Source organism: Helicobacter saguini (genome assembly GCF_000762875.2).
Lineage (GTDB): Bacteria > Campylobacterota > Campylobacteria > Campylobacterales > Helicobacteraceae > Helicobacter_A > Helicobacter_A saguini.
On record NZ_JRMP02000002.1, the window covers coordinates 100,075 to 120,988 of the forward strand.

The 20,914-nt window shown below is 35.5% G+C and carries 16 protein-coding genes and 1 pseudogene; 9 read left to right on the plus strand and 8 right to left on the minus strand.

Annotation, left to right across the window (positions count from 1 at the left end; genetic code table 11):
• The first annotated feature begins 86 nt into the window (after positions 1-86).
• The 5 genes and pseudogenes from LS64_RS01585 (at position 87) to LS64_RS01610 (ending at position 5,308) form a co-directional block, all read left to right on the plus strand.
• On the plus strand, positions 87-707 hold the full coding sequence (locus LS64_RS01585; RefSeq protein ID WP_052062733.1) for an META domain-containing protein: 621 nt from the start codon (positions 87-89) through the stop codon (positions 705-707).
• Between the two features lie 233 nt (positions 708-940).
• Entirely contained in the window at positions 941-1,228 is a 288-nt protein-coding gene (locus LS64_RS01590) for a hypothetical protein (RefSeq protein WP_034573934.1), read from the plus strand.
• A 26-nt stretch (positions 1,229-1,254) separates the two neighbouring features.
• A complete protein-coding gene (locus LS64_RS01595) occupies positions 1,255-2,472 on the plus strand; it encodes a 50S ribosomal protein L11 methyltransferase (RefSeq protein WP_118949253.1) in 1,218 nt (405 codons plus the stop codon).
• Between the two features lies 1 nt (position 2,473).
• A complete protein-coding gene (locus tag LS64_RS13890; RefSeq protein ID WP_052062456.1) occupies positions 2,474-4,504 on the plus strand; it encodes a 3-phosphoshikimate 1-carboxyvinyltransferase in 2,031 nt (676 codons plus the stop codon).
• Positions 4,505-4,563: 59 nt separating this feature from the next.
• Positions 4,564-5,308, plus strand: a pseudogene (locus LS64_RS01610) (IS1595 family transposase).
• A 60-nt stretch (positions 5,309-5,368) separates the two neighbouring features.
• On the opposite strand, the gene LS64_RS01615 reads toward LS64_RS01610, so the two are convergent.
• From LS64_RS01615 to ftsH, 4 genes are all read right to left on the minus strand, one after another.
• Positions 5,369-6,553, minus strand: a complete 1,185-nt coding sequence (locus LS64_RS01615) for a sigma-54-dependent transcriptional regulator (RefSeq protein WP_034571841.1) — start codon at positions 6,551-6,553, stop codon at positions 5,369-5,371.
• A 10-nt stretch (positions 6,554-6,563) separates the two neighbouring features.
• Complete coding sequence (locus LS64_RS01620; RefSeq protein ID WP_034571839.1) at positions 6,564-7,349, minus strand: hypothetical protein; 786 nt, start codon at positions 7,347-7,349, stop codon at positions 6,564-6,566.
• 17 nt (positions 7,350-7,366) lie between these two features.
• Entirely contained in the window at positions 7,367-8,818 is a 1,452-nt protein-coding gene (locus tag LS64_RS01625) for a hypothetical protein (RefSeq protein WP_034571836.1), read from the minus strand.
• Positions 8,819-8,987: 169 nt separating this feature from the next.
• Positions 8,988-10,883 (minus strand): ATP-dependent zinc metalloprotease FtsH, encoded by a 1,896-nt coding sequence (ftsH, locus tag LS64_RS01630; protein ID WP_034571832.1) that lies wholly within the window; start codon positions 10,881-10,883, stop codon positions 8,988-8,990.
• Between the two features lie 320 nt (positions 10,884-11,203).
• Here ftsH and speA point away from each other — a divergent pair, with 320 nt between their 5' ends.
• Positions 11,204-13,042 carry an arginine decarboxylase gene (gene speA, locus LS64_RS01635; RefSeq protein WP_034571830.1) on the plus strand — a complete coding sequence of 613 codons (1,839 nt, stop codon included), beginning with the start codon at positions 11,204-11,206 and terminating at the stop codon, positions 13,040-13,042.
• A 45-nt stretch (positions 13,043-13,087) separates the two neighbouring features.
• On the plus strand, positions 13,088-13,798 hold the full coding sequence (locus LS64_RS01640; RefSeq protein ID WP_118949254.1) for a YqiA/YcfP family alpha/beta fold hydrolase: 711 nt from the start codon (positions 13,088-13,090) through the stop codon (positions 13,796-13,798).
• Positions 13,799-13,873: 75 nt separating this feature from the next.
• Here the strand turns inward: LS64_RS01640 and LS64_RS01645 are convergent, their stop codons facing one another.
• Together LS64_RS01645 and LS64_RS01650 are read right to left on the minus strand one after the other, a co-directional pair.
• A complete protein-coding gene (locus LS64_RS01645; protein ID WP_118949255.1) occupies positions 13,874-16,318 on the minus strand; it encodes a sulfurtransferase TusA family protein in 2,445 nt (814 codons plus the stop codon).
• A 440-nt stretch (positions 16,319-16,758) separates the two neighbouring features.
• Complete coding sequence (locus LS64_RS01650; protein WP_034572241.1) at positions 16,759-17,205, minus strand: ribonuclease H family protein; 447 nt, start codon at positions 17,203-17,205, stop codon at positions 16,759-16,761.
• A gap of 144 nt (positions 17,206-17,349) precedes the next feature.
• On the opposite strand from LS64_RS01650, the gene LS64_RS01655 reads away from it, so the two are divergent.
• Positions 17,350-17,577 (plus strand): NADH-ubiquinone oxidoreductase subunit E family protein, encoded by a 228-nt coding sequence (locus tag LS64_RS01655; protein WP_034572243.1) that lies wholly within the window; start codon positions 17,350-17,352, stop codon positions 17,575-17,577.
• A gap of 27 nt (positions 17,578-17,604) precedes the next feature.
• On the opposite strand, the gene LS64_RS01660 is transcribed toward LS64_RS01655, so the two are convergent.
• The gene (locus tag LS64_RS01660) at positions 17,605-18,990 is read right to left on the minus strand and encodes a tetratricopeptide repeat protein (protein WP_034572245.1); all 1,386 of its coding nucleotides are present in this window, start codon (positions 18,988-18,990) and stop codon (positions 17,605-17,607) included.
• 70 nt (positions 18,991-19,060) lie between these two features.
• Between LS64_RS01660 and LS64_RS01665 the strand changes: the two genes are divergently transcribed.
• On the plus strand, positions 19,061-20,017 hold the full coding sequence (locus LS64_RS01665; protein WP_034572247.1) for a class 1 fructose-bisphosphatase: 957 nt from the start codon (positions 19,061-19,063) through the stop codon (positions 20,015-20,017).
• A 46-nt stretch (positions 20,018-20,063) separates the two neighbouring features.
• On the opposite strand, the gene LS64_RS01670 is transcribed toward LS64_RS01665, so the two are convergent.
• Positions 20,064-20,855: a 3'(2'),5'-bisphosphate nucleotidase CysQ family protein gene (locus LS64_RS01670; RefSeq protein WP_081948332.1), complete on the minus strand. Its 792-nt coding sequence runs from the start codon at positions 20,853-20,855 to the stop codon at positions 20,064-20,066.
• Between the last annotated feature and the right edge of the window lie 59 nt (positions 20,856-20,914).

Below are 20,914 nucleotides of genomic sequence, written 5' to 3' on the forward strand. Positions count from 1 at the left end.
AGTAAATATTGATACTTAGATTCTATAATTTTGATGTAGGGTAGGGTAAATTATTATTAATATAAAACTTGGGTAAGGTTTAGTTTATGAAATATACTAATTGTGTGAAATTATTTATTTTGACAATTTTTATAAGTGTATTTGCTGGGTGTTTTTTATTTGGTACAAAGGGAATTTTAGATAAAAGTAACTACAAAATTGTTAAATTAGAAATCGATAATAGAGTGATTTTAAGCCCTCAAGAGCTAACACGTGAAGCAAAAGAGAGGTTAAATAGCAATCTAAGTGTAGAAGATATCACAAAAATGTATGAAATAAATAGAAGCAGACAGGCAAATCGCATTGATAATATAAATGATGCATTTGCTGAACTAAAAACACAAAGTGAATCCAAAGACAAAGGCACACCACTTAGTGAATTAGCAAATATAACTTTAGTATCTACTTTTAATTTAGACAAAACACAAGGTATGCTTTATGGTAAAGCTGGTTGCAATGATTATACTGCTAAATTTTTTTGGCAAGACACAACTAAAATTGTGATTTCTGGTGCAGCTGGGACAAGAAAGGTTTGTGCACCAAAAGAAATAGCCGACTTTCAAAATACTTTTATACGAAATCTTGATGGAATTTATACGGTCGCAAAACTCACAAATCGCAAAGGTTATGTCCTTAATAATGGAAAACTTAGAATATACTTAAAATAATTTATAAAATAAATAAATTATATAATACATAATAAATTAATAATATAGTACTTAAAATTAATATATAAAATTTTGAAAATTCAAGTTTTCATAATTTTATTAATATCTAGAAGTTTGATATTTTATATTGAATTTAAGAAAACAAAAAAAAAAAACAGAAAACTAATATTTATTAAAAAAAAGATACTATAATTACGGCGTTAAATTTAGATTTAAGTTGTAAGGATGATATTATGGAAGAGATTGAGCGGGAATTTTATTTAAAAAAAATAATTGCAAAGGAACAATTAGCATTTATTCAAAACCTTTTTAGGAAAGAAGATTTGTCTTCTAGGGATTTTTGGCGTAAAGAAAATGGTGCACTTAGAATTAGTCTAAATGAGGTAAGGAAGCTTTATGATTTTTTATCTCAATACAATGAGAATAAGGCTAAGGGTAAAAAGAAAAATATCTTAAAAGCATTAAGTGATATTGAGTATTTTTTCAACGCTAAAGATAAAGCTATTTTTACCCAATATTAACATCAAATTTAGAAGCTTAATTTTATATGGCTAATCTTTCTTATAAAATTTTTGGTAAAAAGCTTGATTCTAATAATATAAAGCTTGGGAATAACAATATTATTTGGCGTTCGCACTTGGATTTACCTACAATCTTGGATGTTTTGTCCAAAATAAATGCTAGGGTTTTTGGGCTATTAAAAGAGCTTGGTTTAGAATCTAGTGTGGATTTTAATATTATAGATTCTAATCATTTGAAAACTAAAAATAGACGTGGAAATATAGAATCTAGATTCTATAAAAGTTATAAAAAAGCTAATTTTTATGATAATTTATTGCGTGATAAATTTTACAAAAGACTTAGGAAACGAGATTTTAGATTTTTTAATAAAGAATTTTTAAAGCAAAAAGTTAGGAAAAATAAAACTAGATTCTATATAGATTCTAAGTTTGTCACTAAACATAAAAAGTTAGAAAATATAGAATCTAAAAGCTATAAAAACTTCATAAATACTAATATTTTCCTTTGTGAAAATAAGAATTGGGTAAATGAATATCAAAAAAGTATTAAGCCTGTTGTGTGTGGGAATTTCTATATTCGCCCTAGCTGGTCTGCAACGCTTAAAAGCCTTTTAGAATCTAATGATATTACTAAAATGCAAAATCTTATAGAATCTTCTAAAAATTCTAACTTTATAGAATCTAAACTTATAGAATTAATAATTGACCCTTCCCTTAGCTTTGGCAGCGGTCATCATGCTAGCACGGCGATGTGTATAAATTTGTTAAGCAATTTGCACTTTAAAGATTCTAAACAAGATTCTATACAAAATCCTAACTCACAATATTGCAATTTAAAAAATAAAAATATGCTAGATGTGGGCTGTGGTAGCGGAATCTTATCGCTTGTGGGTGCTAAACTTGGGGCGAATATTTATGCGTGTGATGTTGATAGCTTTGCGATTTCACAAACGCAGAAAAATTTCAAAATTAATAACTTAAAATACAAAAAGTTATGGTGTGGGAGTATTACAAAAGATTCTAATAAATATGATATTATCGTGGCAAATATTATAACTTCTATAATTTTAATCCTAAAAAATGAGCTAATTAATAATCTTAAGCAAAATGGAATCTTAATTTTATCAGGCATTTTAAAAGAAAAAGAAAACACTATTATTTCTAATTTTTCTAGTTTAAAATTATTAGAATCAGAACAAATTGATGAATGGATAAGTTTTAAATTTATTAAAACAAGGATATAAAATGGATATTGAAATAAAAGCGTTAAAAAGTGCGGTGGATGCGGAGATTGACATACTTGCGAGTGATAAGAGTATTAGTCATCGTGTGTGTATGTTTGGCTTGTTTGCCGATGATGTGTGTGTGGTGCGAGGTTTTTTGCAGGCTGAGGACACGTTAAATAGCCTTAAAATTGCTAGTGAATTAGGGCTAAAATATGAGTTTATAAATGAAAGTGAGCTAGATTCTAAACTTATAGAATCTAGAAGTATTTATAAGAAAAATTCTAAAAATTTGGGTTATAAAAATAATAAAGTTATAGAATCTACTTTGAGAGATTCTTTAGATTCTAAGAATATGGAATCTAATTTGGGAAATTCTAAAAATATAGAATCTAAAGTTATAGAATCTAAAACTATTTTAGCAAAAAATACAAAATCAAGCAAAAAAGATTCTAACTTGCAAAATTTAGAAATTATAGAATCTAAAACTTTAAAGGCTAAAAATTCTAAAGATTGCAAGAAACTAGATTCTAAAATTTCTAAAGATTCTAAGAGTTTAGATTCTAAAACTTCGCAGATTTTACTGCTTTATCCACCGCTTGAAAATGCCCTGCAATCGCCTAGTAATGTGCTTTATTGTGGTAATTCTGGCACGAGTATGCGGCTTTACACAGGCTTACTTGCTGGGGCGAATATTTATGCGATTTTGTGTGGTGATAAATATTTGCACAATCGCCCTATGGGACGCATTTTAAAGCCTTTGAATGAAGTGGGTGCGAATATTTTTGGGCGAGTTATAAAATCTAATATAACACAAGATTCTAAAGTTACAGAATCTAAAACTATTTTAGCAAAAAATACAAAATCTAGCAAAAAAGATTCTAACTTACAAAATTTAGAAATTATAGAATCTAAAACTTTAAAGCCTAAAAATTCTAAAAATATCGATTCTAAAAATAATCAACTTCAAGAAAAAATCCTAGCTCCGCTAACTATAATCCCACAAAAAAATAAATTAAAAGGCTTTAATTACCACTCAAAAATTTCATCTGCCCAAGTGAAATCTGCAATGATTTTAGCCGCGCTCCAAAGTAGTGAAATTAGCGTGTATAGCGAGATAACGCTAAGCCGCGACCACACTGAAAATATGCTCCTTGCCTTTCAAAAAGCCCCGTTTTTAAGTTTTATAGAATCTAGCGATAAAGATTTGGCGAAAAATAAAAAAGATTCTATAAAAATAGATTTAGTAGAAACGCAAAATAAAAAAATAAAAATCTCGCCATTTAGCACTTTTAAGCCTTATAATCGCGGCGAAAAACCTTTGAAAAGTTTTAATATTGAGATTGCAAATGACCCTTCATCTGCGTTTTTTTTCGCGATTTTGGCGTGTATAATTCCAAATTCTAACCTTACTTTGAAGCGCGTAATGCTTAATCCTACGCGTATTGAGGGCTTTAAAATCCTGCAAAAAATGGGAGCGAATATCACTTACAAAAATATCAAAAATGACTACGAAAAAAGCGGCGATATTACCATAAAACACGCGCGGCTGCGGGGCGTGAGCGTGAGTAGCAATATCGCGTGGCTCATTGATGAAATCCCTGCGTTGAGCGTGGCGATGGCTGTGGCGGCTGGGAAGTCAAGCGTGCGAAATGCGCGTGAGTTGCGTGTCAAAGAGAGCGATAGAATAAGCGTTTTGCTTGCTGGTTTGAGAGCGTTTGGTGTGGAGTGTGTGGAATTTGATGATGGATTTGATATTATAGGATTTGATATTTTTAAGGATAAAAATTCTAAAAATACTAATAATAAAAAATGCAAAGTTATGGAATCTAAGGGCAAAGATTCTAACTTACAAGATTCTGTAAATTCTAAAAATGCTAATTTTGTAGCGACTAAAATTGCAGATTCTAAAGGTGACCATCGTATCGCTATGAGCTTTATAATTTTGTCGTGTCTTTTTGGTGGTTATGTGCGTGATATTGAGTGTATTAATACTTCCTTTCCAAATTTTTTGCAGATTCTAAAAACTTTAGGCGTGGATTTTCTATTGTAACTTAACAAAAAAATAAAGGCTCAAGACAACTTAAGCTCTTTTGTAATGGGCTTTAAGTTATGATTACACCGATGAAAAATGGCTTTATAATACGTTCACGAATTTCGGAGGCTAAATTTAGAGAAGTTTTGTGGCATTGTGGCATTTTTGTCTTGATATTGAAGCAGTAAAAATCGCAAAAATTTGCAAAATTTCTAGAAATTCTCTCAATAAAATATTCAAAGAAATTCGAAAATTGATGGCAAAAGAATGTGAAAAAATTTCACAATTAAAAGGCGAAATAGAAGTAGATGAATCCTACTTTGGACCAAAAAGAGTAAAGGGCAAAAAAGGCAGAGGAGCTAGCAAAAAAACGCCTGTTTTTGTCCTTGCGGAATTTCATGGTATGCTAAAACGCAATGGAAAGGTATATACGCAGATTGTAAAAAATTGCTCCAAGACCGAGTTAATACCGATAATTACGCAGTTTTCAGCCCTTAAAGATTCTATAATTTATAGTGATACGTGGAAATCTTATGACGCTTTAGTTGATTATGGAGCGTTGGCGCATTATAGAGTGAAACACAGCGAAAATGAGTTTGTAAATGGTAAAAATCACATCAATGGAATCGAAAATTTTTGGGGTTATGCAAAGCATAGATTAGCAAATGTTAGGCATAAAAAAAGAAAATTTTTACCTACATTTAAAAGAAACAGAAAACGAAGTTTCTTTAGTAATTTAGATATAATGTCAAAAATGAAGGTAAAGATTTGTATAAAATTTTACTAAAATTGATTAGAAAATATCCGCTTAAGTTGTCTTGAGCCAAATAAAATATTATTTAGGTTATTTAAATCACACTACCCTACTCTATTTAATAAATTCTAGCCCACTAAGCCCTTTTCACGTTCATCTAAGTATAAATCTTTTGCCGTGATTGTGTTGCCTTCACTCAAAATGCAGGCGCGTTCCACCACGCTTAAAAGCTCTCTAATGTTGCCAGGCCAAGAGTATGCTAAAAGTCGCTCTTTTGCACTATCATCAAAGCATTTTTGACTAAAGCCATAAGCCTCGCATACTTCTTGCAAGTGGATTTGTGCTAGGGGCAAGATTTCTTCGCTTCTTTCACGCAGTGGTGGGATTTTTATAGGCACGGTTTGTAGTCTAAAAAAAAGGTCTTCTCTAAACTCGTTATTTGCGATTTTTTCTTGTATATTTGCGTTTGTAGCCGAGATAAATCGCACATCAATTTTGATAGTTTTTGAGCTGCCTAGCCTTATTATTTCCTTTTCTTGCAAGGCGCGAAGTAGCTTTGCTTGTAGCCCTAAGGGCATTTCGCCGATTTCATCTAAGAAAACCGTGCCACCTTGCGCAGATTCTAATAATCCGGGCTTAGGTGCTGTTGCATCGGTAAATGCGCCCTTTTCGTAGCCAAAAAGCTCAGATTCTAATAAATGCTCTGGGATTGCCGCCATATTTAACGCTAAAAAGGGTGCGGCGGCGCGTTTTGAGTTTTCATGTATGAATTTTGCAAAGACTTCTTTTCCTACGCCACTAGCGCCCAAAAGAAGCACGCTAGCATCAGTTGGGGCGACTTTTAGGGCAAGGCTTTTAGCCTCTTCAAGACGCGATGAAGTCGATTTAAAAAGCTTTTTATTTTTCTTAGCATTTGCCACGCTGCCGCTATTTTTCGCCCCGCTTGTATGCTCTTTATTAAACTGCAAAATCTTTTTTGAGCGATAAATCGCATTTAATAAATCCTGCGGCTCAAAGGGCTTTTGAAAAAAATCTTTAACGCCTAGCCGAATAGATTCTATCGCCTTATTTAGTGTCGCATTGCCTGTAATCACAATCGCCTCATACCTGCCATTTAGCTGTGTTAGAAACTCTAAGCCATCCATGTGCGGCATATTAATATCAGTTATAACTAGCTCAAAGCTCTCATCAAGGGCTTTTAGGGCGTCCTTTGGATTTTTAAACGCGACAATTTCCAAATCCTTATAATCCTTGAAAAATAGCTCAAGGCTTTTTCGCATACTTATATCATCTTCTACAATAGCTATTTTCATCTCTATCCTTTCAATATTTAGAATTTTTAGGCTTAAAAACTTCTAATTTTAATATCCCACCGCTAAAATCAACTAGCATATATGATTTTACATGCGTAAGCGTTTTTGTGCGTGATTCTAAATTTATGGTCGTATCCATAGAATCTAGCCTCGCCTCATTTAAAATCAAGCATTCCAAAACCTCGCCCTTGTAATCTTGCAAGAAATTATACAACAAAAATTGCATTTGTTTTTTAAGGCTAGCATTAGTTTGGGCTTGCGTATAGTGCGGATAAAGCAGGACTTCAAAGCTTTTTTCTTTTAGATTTAACTCGCAAGTTTTAGAAAGTTCATATTTTGTTGCTCTTAGATTCAAGGCGTTTAAGGGCGTGGAGATTCTATATGTCTCGCCAAAGGGGACTTCATCTACGATTTTAAAGGCGTAGTTTATGATAAATTCATATTGCGGTGTCTCGCTCATTACCTCGATTTCAGGCTTAGTGCTTGGGCTTATTTTTAGTGTGGAATCTTTATTTATTTCTTTTATGTTTTCGTTTTGTCGATAGTAGATTCTATCGGTATTTGCGGGGTTTCCTTTATATTCTTTTTTAATGTATCCTAGCTGGTCTTGGTGCATTTTTGTTTCATCATCTTGCTTTGGGAGTGGTATCTCTTGGTCTTTGGAATCTGCCGGGGCGGTATCATAAAGACTATCGGTTGTATTTGGGTAGCCTTGTGAGTTATAAAGGTTAGAATCTGCTGCTTTAGATTCTATAATATTAACAATAAAAAATAATAAAATTAATAAGCCTTTCATATCACAACTTCTAAAATTTATAACAAAGTCTCACTAGATTCTATAGAATCTCTAATAAAAAGCGACTTTACATCACGTTTTAATAAATTCTCAAAATTAGATTCTAAATAAGATTCTGTAATGCCCGGCGGCTGCATTAAATCATTTTCTTTTTCTTTATTAGAATCTGTTTTAGAATCTTGCAAGTTAGTATCTTTAGAGTCGCTATCAATAATGCTAGATTCTAAGCTAGGATTATCAATAATATCAGGCGTTACTTCATAAGTTTCGTTACTCTCAATAGCCTTTTTAGTGTTACTAATCTCTACATTTTTAGAATCTATAGCAAGTTTCACATCATATTTTTCATTCAAATAAGAAAGCCATTCAATAATATTTCGCGTATAAAAGGCTTCAAGCGGCTTAAAATCTTCGCCCTTTAAGCTAAATTGCACATTAAATTCCTTAATATTATTTTGTGCTAAATCAATCAAACTAGAAATAATTTTCTCCCCAGCCCCACCAAGATATGAACCAAAAATCTTACTGCCAAAGGTAGAAAACATCTTAGCACTCGTTATCGCACCATTAAAATTAGCCTGTAGCTCGGCTTTTTGCTTATCATCAAGGCTTTTATTATTTGCTAAAAATTCTTTAAAAGTTTGCTTATTTTTTAACGTTAAATTAATAAATTCTAGTTCGTGTGGGATATTTAAAAGTTGCAAATCTTGGCGTTTTTGCGTGGTGGAAGTTACAGATTCTGTAACTTTAGAATCTTTAGAATCTCGCAGGCTAGATTCTATAGAATCATCATTATTTGCCATTGCTATTTCATAAAAAATGCCTAAAATGTGGCTTTTATTTATCGGCGGATTAAAGACATTTGTAGTCGTAAGATTAGTGTTTAAAAGGGCGGAATTAAAATCACAAATCGTATTTAGCGTGATTATACTAGATTTAGAATCTTCGCTTACATCCTTTAAATTATAATCTTGCGAACACTCCAAAGTGCTAGGCAGCAGGGCTTGTGCGTTTTTATTTAGGAAAGAAATCAGCAAATCATTATTAGAATCTCCGCTCTCCACACCAAAAAATTTGTCAATATTTGGATAACCAACATTCGTTTTCACACTCAAACTAAGCCGCTTTTTACTCTTAATATCCTTTAAATCAAGGATAATATCGCTTAATTGCACATTTTCATAAGGCGTATTATCACGCGTAGTTGGGTCTGTTACAAAAATACTCATTTTGCTAGATTTGCACGTGTAATCCATAAGCCCATGACACTCAAATGGCTCGAATGTAAAGTCGGAGATGTTGTATTTATCAGGGTTTTCACGCAGTAGGTTTTGTGCGTCATGTAGCCCTGTGTTAATGCGCTCTTCAATGTTTTTTGTGACCTTTTGACTGATAAAATATAGCGCGATAACCAAAGCCAAAATCGCCACCGCACCGATAGTTATGATAGATTTTGTAAGTTTATTCATTCGTTTTTACCTTTTGTTTTTGCTAAGTTTAAAGGCTATATTTTAGCATTATTTTTTATATTTACAAAATAATAAATATATAAAATTATATTTCAAAATAGAACAAAAAGTCATATTTAAGCATTAGAAATTTTTATGGAATATAAATAAAATATTTTAGTCTCTTGTTTCAAGCCTCTTCGATTTTGACTAGCCTAGATTCCATATTATTTTCGCTCTCATACTCTTCTATTATTTCACGCACTCTCTCGCCCTCTATTACTTCTTTTTCTAATAATTCTTGTGCCATTTTTTCAATCGCACCTTTATAATCACGCAAGGTCTGCTTTACATGTGTGTAATGCTCCTCAAGGCGCTTTTGTATATACTCATCGATTCGCTGGGCGGTCTCATTGCTATACTCACGCGTATTGCCCCCACCGCCCAAAAATCTGTTACGATTTGTAAAATCTTCTAGCACCATTAAGCCCGAAACATCAGTCATACCATAATATACAATCATATTTTTTAGAATGCCTGTCGCCCGTCTCAAATCATCACTAGCGCCATTTGAAATCTCCTCTAAGAAAACCTCTTCAGCCCCACGCCCACCAAGCAGCACATCAATGGTAGCAAGCATTTCGTGCTTTTGCTCCAAGTGGCGATTTTCCTCTGGCGTATGCAGTGTGTAGCCAAGTGCACCCATACCACGCGGGATAATCGAGACCTTATTCACACGATGCGCCCCCTTTGTCACCTCGCCCATTAGCGCGTGTCCGCTCTCGTGATATGCTACGATTCGCTTTTCTTTCAGCGATAAACGTCGCGACTTCTTTTCCAAGCCTATCATTGTGCGCTCCATCGCCTCTTTAAAGTGCTTTTGGCTGACCTCTTTTTGATTCTCACGCCCAGCAAGGAGTGCCGCTTCATTAATGATATTTGCCAAATCCGCACCAGCAAGTCCAGCCGTAAATTTCGCAATCTCGTTTAAATCCACATCCTTAGCAAGTTTCACGCCCTTAATATGCACCTTTAAAATCTCAATGCGACCTTTGAAATCAGGCGCATCAACAAGGACTTGCCTATCAAATCGCCCCGGACGCAATAACGCAGGGTCAAGCACCTCAGGTCTATTCGTAGCCGCTAACACAATCACAGGCGCATTACTACCAAAGCCATCCATTTCCGCTAAGAGCTGATTTAGCGTTTGCTCCCTTTCATCATTGCCACCGACAACCGAACCAGCCGCCCTACTCTTGCCTATCGCGTCAATCTCATCGATAAAAATAATGCTAGGGGCATCCTTTTTTGCCTTTTCAAACAAATCGCGCACACGGCTAGCCCCAAGCCCCACAAACATCTCAATAAAGCTACTACCACTCATTGAAAAAAACGGCACATTCGCCTCACCAGCCACAGCCTTAGCAAGCAAGGTTTTCCCCGTCCCAGGCGGCCCCACTAATAAAACGCCCTTTGGAATCTTAGCGCCCACCGCAGCATATCTCTCAGGATATTTTAAGAAATCAACGACCTCCACGACCTCTTCTTTAGCCTCTTTATTCCCCGCCATATCATCAAATCGCACATTTGGACGCTCGGCATTTATAAGCTTATTCGCATTACCCAAGCCAAACATCCCACCACTCATATTTTTCTGCACGCGATTAGTAAGGAAAATCCAAATCGCCATAATGATAAGCACAGGCATAAGCCACCCTATCATATCCGTAAAGAAATTCTGCTCACTAAAGCCGCTGTAGCGGACATTTTTCTCCTCAAGTAGCGGAATAAGCGTGGCGTCTTGCACCTTTCTAGTCGTGTAATAAATCACAGGCTGCGTATTGCGGCTTACCGCCTTAATCATCGTCTGCCCGATTGAAACATCGCTAATTTGCCCACTCTTTACAAGGTTTTTAAACTCGCTATACTCGATAGTCTGGCTAGTGCTAGAGCCACTAAGCCCGCTAAATAGGCTAGAATCTCCGGGCGATAGCATCTTAAAAAGCATCACCCCAGCAATCGCAATTATGATAAATAGAAGTATTGAGTTCTTAGAGTTAGGTTTTTTGTTATTCATATCATTCATATTCTCACCTTGTTTCCTTAAAATCTTTCACCTTAAAGCAAAAAATAGATTCTATTATTATATAATTTTTTTCTTAATTTACACTAAACTATTTGTTATATTTTTTCGAATTTTTGGGAGATTTTGAGCGGATATTATAGAATCCTTGTGTGTGTTATTTGGTTATGTAAATTGTGACTTAAATTGAAAATATATTTTCTTCATTATCATAATTTTAGGATACCATTAGTGCAAATGAAAATGAGAAACAACCAAAAAAGATTCTGATGCGGTAAATTCAATTTTATCATTATCTTATTGATAAGTTCTAAGGATTAAACATGGTAGATTATGGTATAAAATTTTGGAGTAATGATGATTTTATTATCGAAGATGGCGTGGTAAAAGTTAATTTTAAATCTAAACCAGCCCTAATTGATATAGTTAAAGAAGTGCGTGAGAGTGGCTATCGCGGACCACTACTTATAAGATTCCCACATCTTATTGATAATCAAATCACAAAGATTTTTGATGCGTTTGAGACTAGCATTAGCGAGTATGGCTACACAGGCGAGTTTAAGGCAGTTTTCCCCCTTAAAGTCAATCAAATGCCAAATTTTGTCCTGCCACTTGTCGAGCTTAGCCGCGATAGAATCTATGGGCTAGAAGCAGGAAGTAAAAGTGAGCTAATCGTGGCGATGGCTTATACGAATATGAAAAGTCCTATAACCGTGAATGGTTTTAAGGATAGAGAAATGATTTCACTAGGCTTTATCGCGGCAAATATGGGGCATAATATTACGCTTACAATTGAGGGGCTAAACGAGCTAAAAACGATAATCGAGGTCGCAAGTGAAATGTGTGAGCCTTATCCAAATATCGGGCTTAGAATCCGCTTGCATAGCGTAGGCACGGGCATTTGGGCAAAAAGTGGCGGTATAAATTCTAAATTTGGTTTAACATCTACCGAACTTTTAGAAGCGATGAAAATGCTAGAAAAATCAAAACTTTTGCATAAATTTACAATGATTCACTTTCATATCGGTAGCCAAATTAGCGATATTTCGCCGCTAAAAAAGGCGATAAGAGAAGTGGGAAATATCTATGCGGAACTGCGTAAAATGGGCGCAAGTAATCTTAAAGCCGTAAATATCGGCGGCGGCTTAGCGGTAGAATATACACAGCATGAAAATCAAAACTGCAAAAATTACACATTAAATGAATTTTCAAGCAATGTCGTCTTTAGCCTTAAAGAAATCGCGAGTAATAAAAAAGAGCCAGAGCCTGATATTTTTATAGAATCTGGTCGCTTTATCTCCGCATCACACGCGGTTTTGGTTACGCCTGTGCTAGAATTATTTTCGCAGGAATATGATGAAGCGGCATTGCATTTAAAAGATTCTAATCCACCCTTAATTGCCGAGCTGCACGAGATTTACAACACGATAAATGAAAAAAATGCCATTGAGTTTTTACACGATAGCTTGGATAATATGGAATCTTTGCTTACACTTTTTGACTTAGGCTATATTGACTTGCAAGACCGCAGTAATACCGAAGTTTTGGTGCATTTGATAATAAAAAAAGTCATAAAACTTTTGAAATATAAAAATCATAATGAGATTTTGAAAATTCAAAAAAGTGTGCAGGAACGATATTTGCTTAACTGCAGCTTTTTTCAAAGTTTGCCTGATTACTGGGGATTAAAACAGCACTTTCCTGTTATGCCACTAAATCGCCTTGAGCGGCGTCCCACACGCGCGGCAAGCCTTTGGGATATTACATGTGATAGCGATGGTGAGATTAGCTTTGACCCGCAAATGCCTTTGTTTTTGCATGATGTGGATGTTAGCAAAGAGGAGTATTTTTTAGGATTTTTCTTAGTTGGCGCGTATCAGGAGGTGCTAGGTATGCGGCATAATCTTTTTACGCACCCTACAGAGTTTAGCGTGATTTTTGATGATGATTCTAACAAAGGCTATGAGATTAGCAATCTTTTGGAAGCCCAAACAATCGTAGATGTTTTGGACGATTTAGACTACGACACAAAGGATATCGAACGCATTTTAAAACAACATATCGAAGATAGCAACCTAGATTCTGAAAGCAAAAAAATCGTGCTAGGCAAACTATATGTAATGCTTAGCGAAAACGGCTACCTCCGCACAATCATGCGATAAATTACTTTTAATGTTTAGAATCTTAATTTATGTAAAAGGACAAAAATGCTATATTTCTACACTTATGGATTTCACTCAAGTCTTAATTGCGATGCGTATAAGCGGCTTTGCGATGGGTTAAAGATTAATCCTGTGCAGTTAGAATACGCAAATGGTGGGCTTTTCCTTGATAATATTAAGTGGCTAAAGGAGCAGATTCTAAGTTATTTGAATGCGAATTTTAAAACAGATTCTAAGTTGAGTGCAAATTTTAGCACACAAAAAGTTATAAATAATGAAACTTTTGAGCCAAAAAATTATCCGCCATTTTGCTTTATCGGTAATTCGCAAGGCGCGTTTTATCTATCGCAACTTGCCGCGTTTAGCGTGGTTGATAAGAGCTTCCCAAAGCCGCGTGCGCTTTTCCTTTTTAATCCCGTGCGTGACGCCATTTTGCAGCTTACAAAATACATCGGCGACAACCTGAATACCACGACAAACACGCATTTTGACTTTAGCAATGCCACGCTGCAATCCTACAAAAACGCCCTAAATCACGCTGGAAATACAAAAGATTCTATTGCGCGATATGTCTTTATCGCCCTGCAAGATGAGCTAATTAACGCGCAAGATTCCATAAAATATTGGCAAAATAGCAGCGAAATTATCACATTTAATAGCGCTCACAAGATTTATGATTTCTCGCCCTTTGCTAAGGTTTTAAGAGATTTTGAAAATTCACAAAACGATAACTATAACGTGGAATATAGTAAATAGTAATATAAATTTATAGAATCTTTGTTTTTAGATTCTATAGTTTGTGGGGTTTGTGTGGGTGAATATACAAATAAATTAGGCGTTTTTGCGGATAAGGACTTGCCAGAAGTTGTCTTTTTGGATTTGTGATAGAATCTCGTGTCCTTCGCCCTTTACGCTACCTGGCACGTTTTCAATGGGCTCGCCATTATCTAGCAGGATTTCTAGAATCTCGCCATTTTGCATACTTGATAGCTCGACTTTTGTTTTCACAAAGTTCATAGGGCATTTTACACCGCGTAAATCTTTGGTTTTATCGGGTTTAGAATCTTTTTTAGATGTTTCGCTTCGCTCAACATGACTAGATTTCTTCGCCACTACTTGCGAAGTTGCACCATTAGAATCATCCTTACTAGATTCTATGCTCGCATTTATTGCTGCTTCTTTTTCCTTAGCAAACTTTAGCGAATTATCCATCGTAGCATACAACGCAATTACATCACGACCAAGCTGGACTATAGAATCTCGCACCTTAGAATCTTTAGACGTTTTAGCAGATTCCAACGCCTTAGAATCTAAGTTGAGTAAAGGCGTATATTTAGATTCTATCAACCCACTATCAATATAAAGTCGCTTAAATGCCTTTATTACCCCTGCCTCATCGCGCGCATCTTCGCCCTTTGCAACTAAAAGCATACGACACGCAAGTAGCCTAATTAAACTCAAATCCGCATTAGCAAAATTAGATTCTATAGCGACATTAATCGCTTCATTTAACGCCTTTTTATCCGCCTCAATTAAGTCATACATACCCGCGCTACACTCGCCAGTCCCTCGCCCTTTAAGCGAAAACATCTCATTGCTACTATAATCAAAAAATGGATTTTTATCTTTCTCAAATGATGGGACTTCCACATATTTTTTCGCAATATCAACGATAATCGCCTCTCCCTCACTATCTACCCACGCCTCAAAGGTTTTAAAACGCGGCTGCACCTCGATATAAGTTTTTAGCACTTCATGGACGAATTTTGGAACGTGAAAAGCCGCCACTTCGGCGATTTTCCTTGCAAAACGCGTTTCACCCTCTTTTATTACCGCACCTACCAAAACATTATATGCAGGATATACGATTTCTCCTTGACGAAGCACTTTTCCAAAAAAGCCAAGATTAGCCGTAGCGTGATTTCCACATGAGTTAGGACAGCCAGACATATTGATTCTAAAGCCTTGCAATTTATCCAAGTTCAGCTTCTTTTTACGCAAGTATTCTTCGATTGCCAAAGTCGCCCCACGCGGTCGCGTAATGCCTAGCTGACAAGTGGCAGCGCCCGTGCAAGCGACCATATCACCGATAATTGTGGGCTTTTTACTCTGGTGCGAAAAAGATTCTATAATAGGATGCAGGGCGATAACATCACTAGCCTTTAAATGTCGCAGATAAAAGTTTTGATTTGCAGTAAAGCAAATGGTTGTTTCATGGATATTTAGCTCGATTAGCTTCTGTGCCAAAGCCCTAGCCGCTTCATGCGGAATATCGCCAAGTTGCAGTGGAATCTTAATGTAGTAATATCCGCTTTGCTTTTGCTCTCGCACAAATCTATCTATCCAAAGCTTTTGCGCCTTACTTTTTGGCTTTAATTTTTCAGCCTTAATTTTTGGTAAAACTAGCTCATTTGGGTTAATTTTTACTTCCCAGCCTTTTGTCTTGCGAAAAGATTCTATCTCTTCTTTAATTAGTTTTGCTAACTCTTCTTCACCAAGTTTTTTAGCGACAAAACGCAGTCGCGCGGCGTGTTTATTCTTGCGATTTCCTGTCCTATCAAAGACTTGTTTTATGGCTTGAGATACCAAAAATATCTCATTTTCAGGTAAAAAATCATAAAGCTTAAAGCCAAGCCTACTTTGCGCGCCCATACCGCCGGCTATCCATACGCTAAAGCCGCGTTGCCCCTTTTCATTGATTTTAGCGATATAGCCTACATCTGTGATAGTGGCGTGCGCCCTATCAGCCGCACTACTGCTAAAGGCGATTTTGTATTTTCTAGGCAAGTTATAGCTATCTTTCATATCTAGCATACGCGTGGTTAGCTCGTTGCAGTGGGCTAAAATGTCAAAAACATCATCTTTTGCAATGCCAGAAAGCGGGTCACCTACGATATTTCGCACGGTATTACCCCCGCTGCCGCGTCCTGTAAGCCCTATTTTGTGGAGTTTCTGCACTATATCGGCTAGGTCTTCTAACTTTGCGTAGTGTAATTGAACGCCGCCACGAGTGGTCACGTGGATTTTAGGGTCGGCGTAATCTCTTGCAAGGTCGCTAAGCACTAATAGTTGCTGTGGCGAAATCACACCGCCATTAGTCTTAATGCGCACCATATAAGTGTTTGGGGCTCTTTGCTCGTAGATTCCAAAGCTAACGCGAATAGTCTTAAAAGTCAAATCATCTAGCTTTTTATCCAAATACGCATCAAAATTTTCCTTAAACCACGCATATCCATCTTTCAAAACACTTTGCGGGATAGTATAAAAATCACTCATTTTTCTTCCTTTAAATTGTTATTGTGTCGGCGTTTGGGCATTTTTAGAATCTAGATTCCGTAATCCTAGCTTTGCTTTTCTTAAACGTAAATTATAGAATCTAGATTCTATGATTTATAGTATTTATCCTAAATTTATCCTAACAGCCAAGCACTTTTAAAGAATTTATAGAATCTAGATTCTGTAACTTTGGCTTTATAAACTTATTTGCTTAGTCGCCCTTGAGTTGTCACACTTTAAAAGTGGATAGAATCTAGATTCTAAAAAATTCTAAAATTCATAACTTATAAGATTCATAAAATATAAACTTTAACATTTTATAACTCATAAATTACGCTTTATAGAATCTTAATATTTTATTAGTTAATAGTCAAGACTTTTTTATTATTTTTAATAAAAAATGGTAATGGTTGTAAAATTTCTACTCTATAAATTAGATTTTATATTAGTAAATCGTCAAACTTACTAGCATTTGCCCTAGCTACTTCATCACAATGCTCATTTTGCGGATGTCCATTGTGAGCTTTTACCCACAGACTTTTGACTTTGTGATTTTTGGTTAGATAGACATATTCGCCCCATAAATCTGTGTGTTTGACATCTTTAAAGCCCTTTTTTATCCAGTTTGGCAGGTATATTTCTATGGAATCTGCGACATATTTTGAGTCAGTTATGATTGTGACTTCGCAGGGCTCTTTTAGTAGTTTAATGCCCTCTACTACGGCTTTTAGCTCCATTCGTCCATTTGTGTTGTATGGTTCGCCACCGCTTATTTGCGTGTATTCGCACTCGCCATTTTTGCGTTTGTATTCTAGTAAGGCACACCAGCCGCTTGCTCCGGGATTTACTAAGCTTGAGCCATCTGTGTAGATTGATACTTTTTTCATATTTTATCCTTTGTGTAATTATAATAGAATCTAGTCACTTTTTGTAACATTTTTTGTAATAAATCAACGAGTTTTCTTGCAATTTATCGTATTTTTAGCAAAATAAACATAGAATCTACACAAATTATAAAAAAAAGGAATAATATGAAACGATTTGATTTACGACCTTTAAAAAGCGACTTTTACGATAGAATGGGCGAACTTATTAATAACGACTTGGAAAGTGGCGAAGTTGGAATTTTTTTGTTTGAAAAAGGGGCACACGAAAATGTAGAAAAAAGTGCCTTATTTATAAAGGAAAAAGGGCATATTTTAATGAACTCTTTACAATTTAATCATGTGGATTGGACTCTTGTGGTTAAGAAAGCATAAATTATAAAATTTAGTTTGAACAATAATTTATCCTTTACAGGTATTGATTTTCTCATAATGTTTCAAAATCTCCTCAGTGCGCTCAATTTGCTGCTGTGGGATAAGTTCTATTGTCTCCTTTGCCTTTTGGCAGTCTTTTATCTTATAAAAGCCCCACGCAAGGCTATCAAGATACTCAATTGAGTGCGGAGATACCGCCAAAGCCTTACTAACATAATCTAGCCCAGCCTTTGCGTCAATGTCATAATCAATTAGCAAGTAGCCTAAAAAGTTGTAATAAAAGGCTTCAGCCTCGCTTAAGTTTTTATTTTCCGCCTTTAATTTCTGCGTTTTTTGCGTGATTACATATTTTAAAGTATCGATTGTGTGGCTTAAATTTTCCTTACTTTTATCCTGCATTAGCTCAAAATTATACACCGCTGAAAGTCCCAAATATTCGACATCTTGCGTATCTTTATAAAGTTTATCGGCTAAGATTTTGGCTTCTTTAAAATCATTCATATTTGCAAAAACATGCATTAATAAAATTGTAGAATCTTCGCCCAAATCGCTTGTCTTTAGAATCTGCACCGCTAAATTGCTCTCTTTGAGTTCAAGCAAAGTCGCCACTAAAATACGCAGATTCTCAATATTAGGACTAGCCTCAAATCTCGTCCTTAACGCAGTTTTTAAATCGCTCAAACGATTATATTTCACATAAAGTGGGATAAATTTCTCAATCTCTAAACTTGGCTCATTTGCCACAAAATCATTAATGTATTTAAACGCGTCAGCTTCCCTATTTTGCACAAAATAAATGGTAATAATTTGATTTAGCACCTCCATTTTTAGCGGCGTAGCATAGATATTATCATCATCGTAAATGGCGATTAGCTCTATTAGGGCAAGGTCAAATTTGTTTAGTTGCAAGTAAAGATTAGCAAGGATATATCGCGTCTGCAGGGTCGCACCAGCCTTATTCACACGCTCTAAAATCTTGCTAGCCGCTTCAAACTCACCCTTTCTAATAAGGCTCTCTGCCACAATCAAATTTGTCTCAACATCGTCCTTTTCCTTGCTTAAATCTTGGTATTTTTTAGCGTAATTCAGGGCAGATTCTAAGTTATTACTTTGGGCGTAGGCAATGGCGATTTGCTTTAGAAAGTGCGGCTCTTTTGTTTTTTTATACAAATTTTCATAGATTTCAATAGCGCTTTCATACTCGCCCTTAAGGCTTAAATCAGCGGCATTTAGCATTAATAAATCGTCACTCAAAGTATCATTAGATTTAGATTTAGATTCTATATTTTTGATATTTTTATTAGTTTTAGTTGCGTTTTTGATAGTTTTAGAATCTGCGATAGTTATAGAATCTAGAGCTTTTATAGAATCTAAAAGGCTTAAAAATATTACAATAATTAACAAATTTTTCATTTTTTTCCTTTAAAATTTAGCTTTAAATATATCGAAAAAATCTTAAATATTTTTAAATAAAGGGTTAAAAATGTCGGTAAATAAAATCTTAAAAGAATTGCAAAAGGGCGCTGTGCAAGTGGCGAACTTACTGCAGAAACGCGATGTGGAATACACAAAAGATTCTAATGCAAGTGGGGATAATCAGCTAAAGGTTGATGTGCTAGCAGACAGGCTTTTCGCGGATATTTTGGGGGAGCTAAATGTGAAAGGATATGCAAGTGAGGAGCAAGAAAAGGCGACTTATTTAGGGCGAGAAAGTCGCGATTATGGCAAGGCTTTGAGAGAAGATTCTAAAGATTCTCGTGCTGAATCTAAGGCAGATTCTAAAGCAGATTCTAAGATTGATTTTCAAAGTGATGTGGATTATAATATTAGCGATTTGCTTGTGGCGTATGACCCGCTAGATGGCTCAAGCCTTGTGGATAGCAATCTTACAATTGGTAGCATTTTTGGAATCTATTTGAATGATTTTAGTGGGAGCAATTTAATTGCGTCTGCGTATTTTCTATATGGTCCGCGTCTTGAAATGGTCGCTGGTGTAAATCATAAAAGTTTGCATTTTGTGTATAATTATGTAACACATGCGTGGGATTTCGTGCAGGAAATTCGCCTGAAAGATAGCGGGAAAATAAACGCGCCAGGCGGCACGCAGAAGTTTTGGAGTAAAAAGCACAAGGCGTTGATAGAATCTTTTTTCGCGGATGGCTATCGGCTGCGTTATAGCGGTGGGATGGTCGCAGATTTGCACCAGATTCTATGTAAGGGCGGGGGCATTTTTAGCTATCCGGCTACAAGTGATAGTCCGCAAGGGAAATTGCGACAGCTTTTTGAGGTCTTTCCATTTGCCTTAATTTTTGAACATGCCGGAGGCGGGGCAATCAATGAAAATGAGAGAATCTTAAATATTAATACGCCGCATATCCACGCCACAACGCCCTGCTACTTTGGCTCAAGGGTTGAAATTCAAAAGATTTTGAATGGGTAGGTTTAGATTCTATTTTTAGAATCTACGTTTAGAATCTAACATGTTTTTAAATCTTTGGAATCTTTAAAGTCTTTAGCATTTCTTTATCGTTTACAGCAAGAAAATACGGACAGCGGAATTTTTCATTGTTATAAAGAAGCAAGTTGCCATTTAAATCGCTCATAAAACCCTGCGTGATTTTAGAATCTAAATCATGAAATGTGCTATGATTTATCAAAAAATCACCAGCGGCGATGTCCCATGAATTAAGACTTTCAAACCGATGATAAATATTTGCCCTGCCTTCTAAGAGTGCGATAAATTTGAGCGCTGAGCCAACCTTAAGGCTTTGGAGATGATTATCATTGATAAACTGCGTATCTAGCGTGCTTCCGTGATGTTTGCTAACTAGCGTGATATTTTCATGGCAACGCAACGGACTAAATTCCGCGTGATTTTTATAGATTTTACTCTCAATGTGTGCATAGTAAATCTCATTTGTTTTTGGCTTTAAAATAAGCGACAAAATAGGGCGCGCAGCGTAAATTAGGGCAATCAAAATGCAGTAATTTTCACTCCCCTCAATAAAGCTTTTTGTGCCATCTAGCGGGTCAATTAGCCAAAAAGATTCTAAATTTTTGCGAATATCATAACTCAAAGGCTGCTCCTCGCTACAAATGGGAATCTTGCTTTTGCTTAAAATCGCACAAATAGCCTCATTTGCGGCTATATCGGCGTTTGTAAGGGGCGTTTTATTTTCTTTTTCCCAGATTTGCATATTATTTTGCGTCTTTAAAATCGCGTTGCCACCGGCATTTATCGCTTCAATACCAAGATTTAACATAGAATCTAGATTCACTAAACATTCCTTTTTACTAACAAATAACTTAATATTTTTAATAGTAATAAAATTTTATG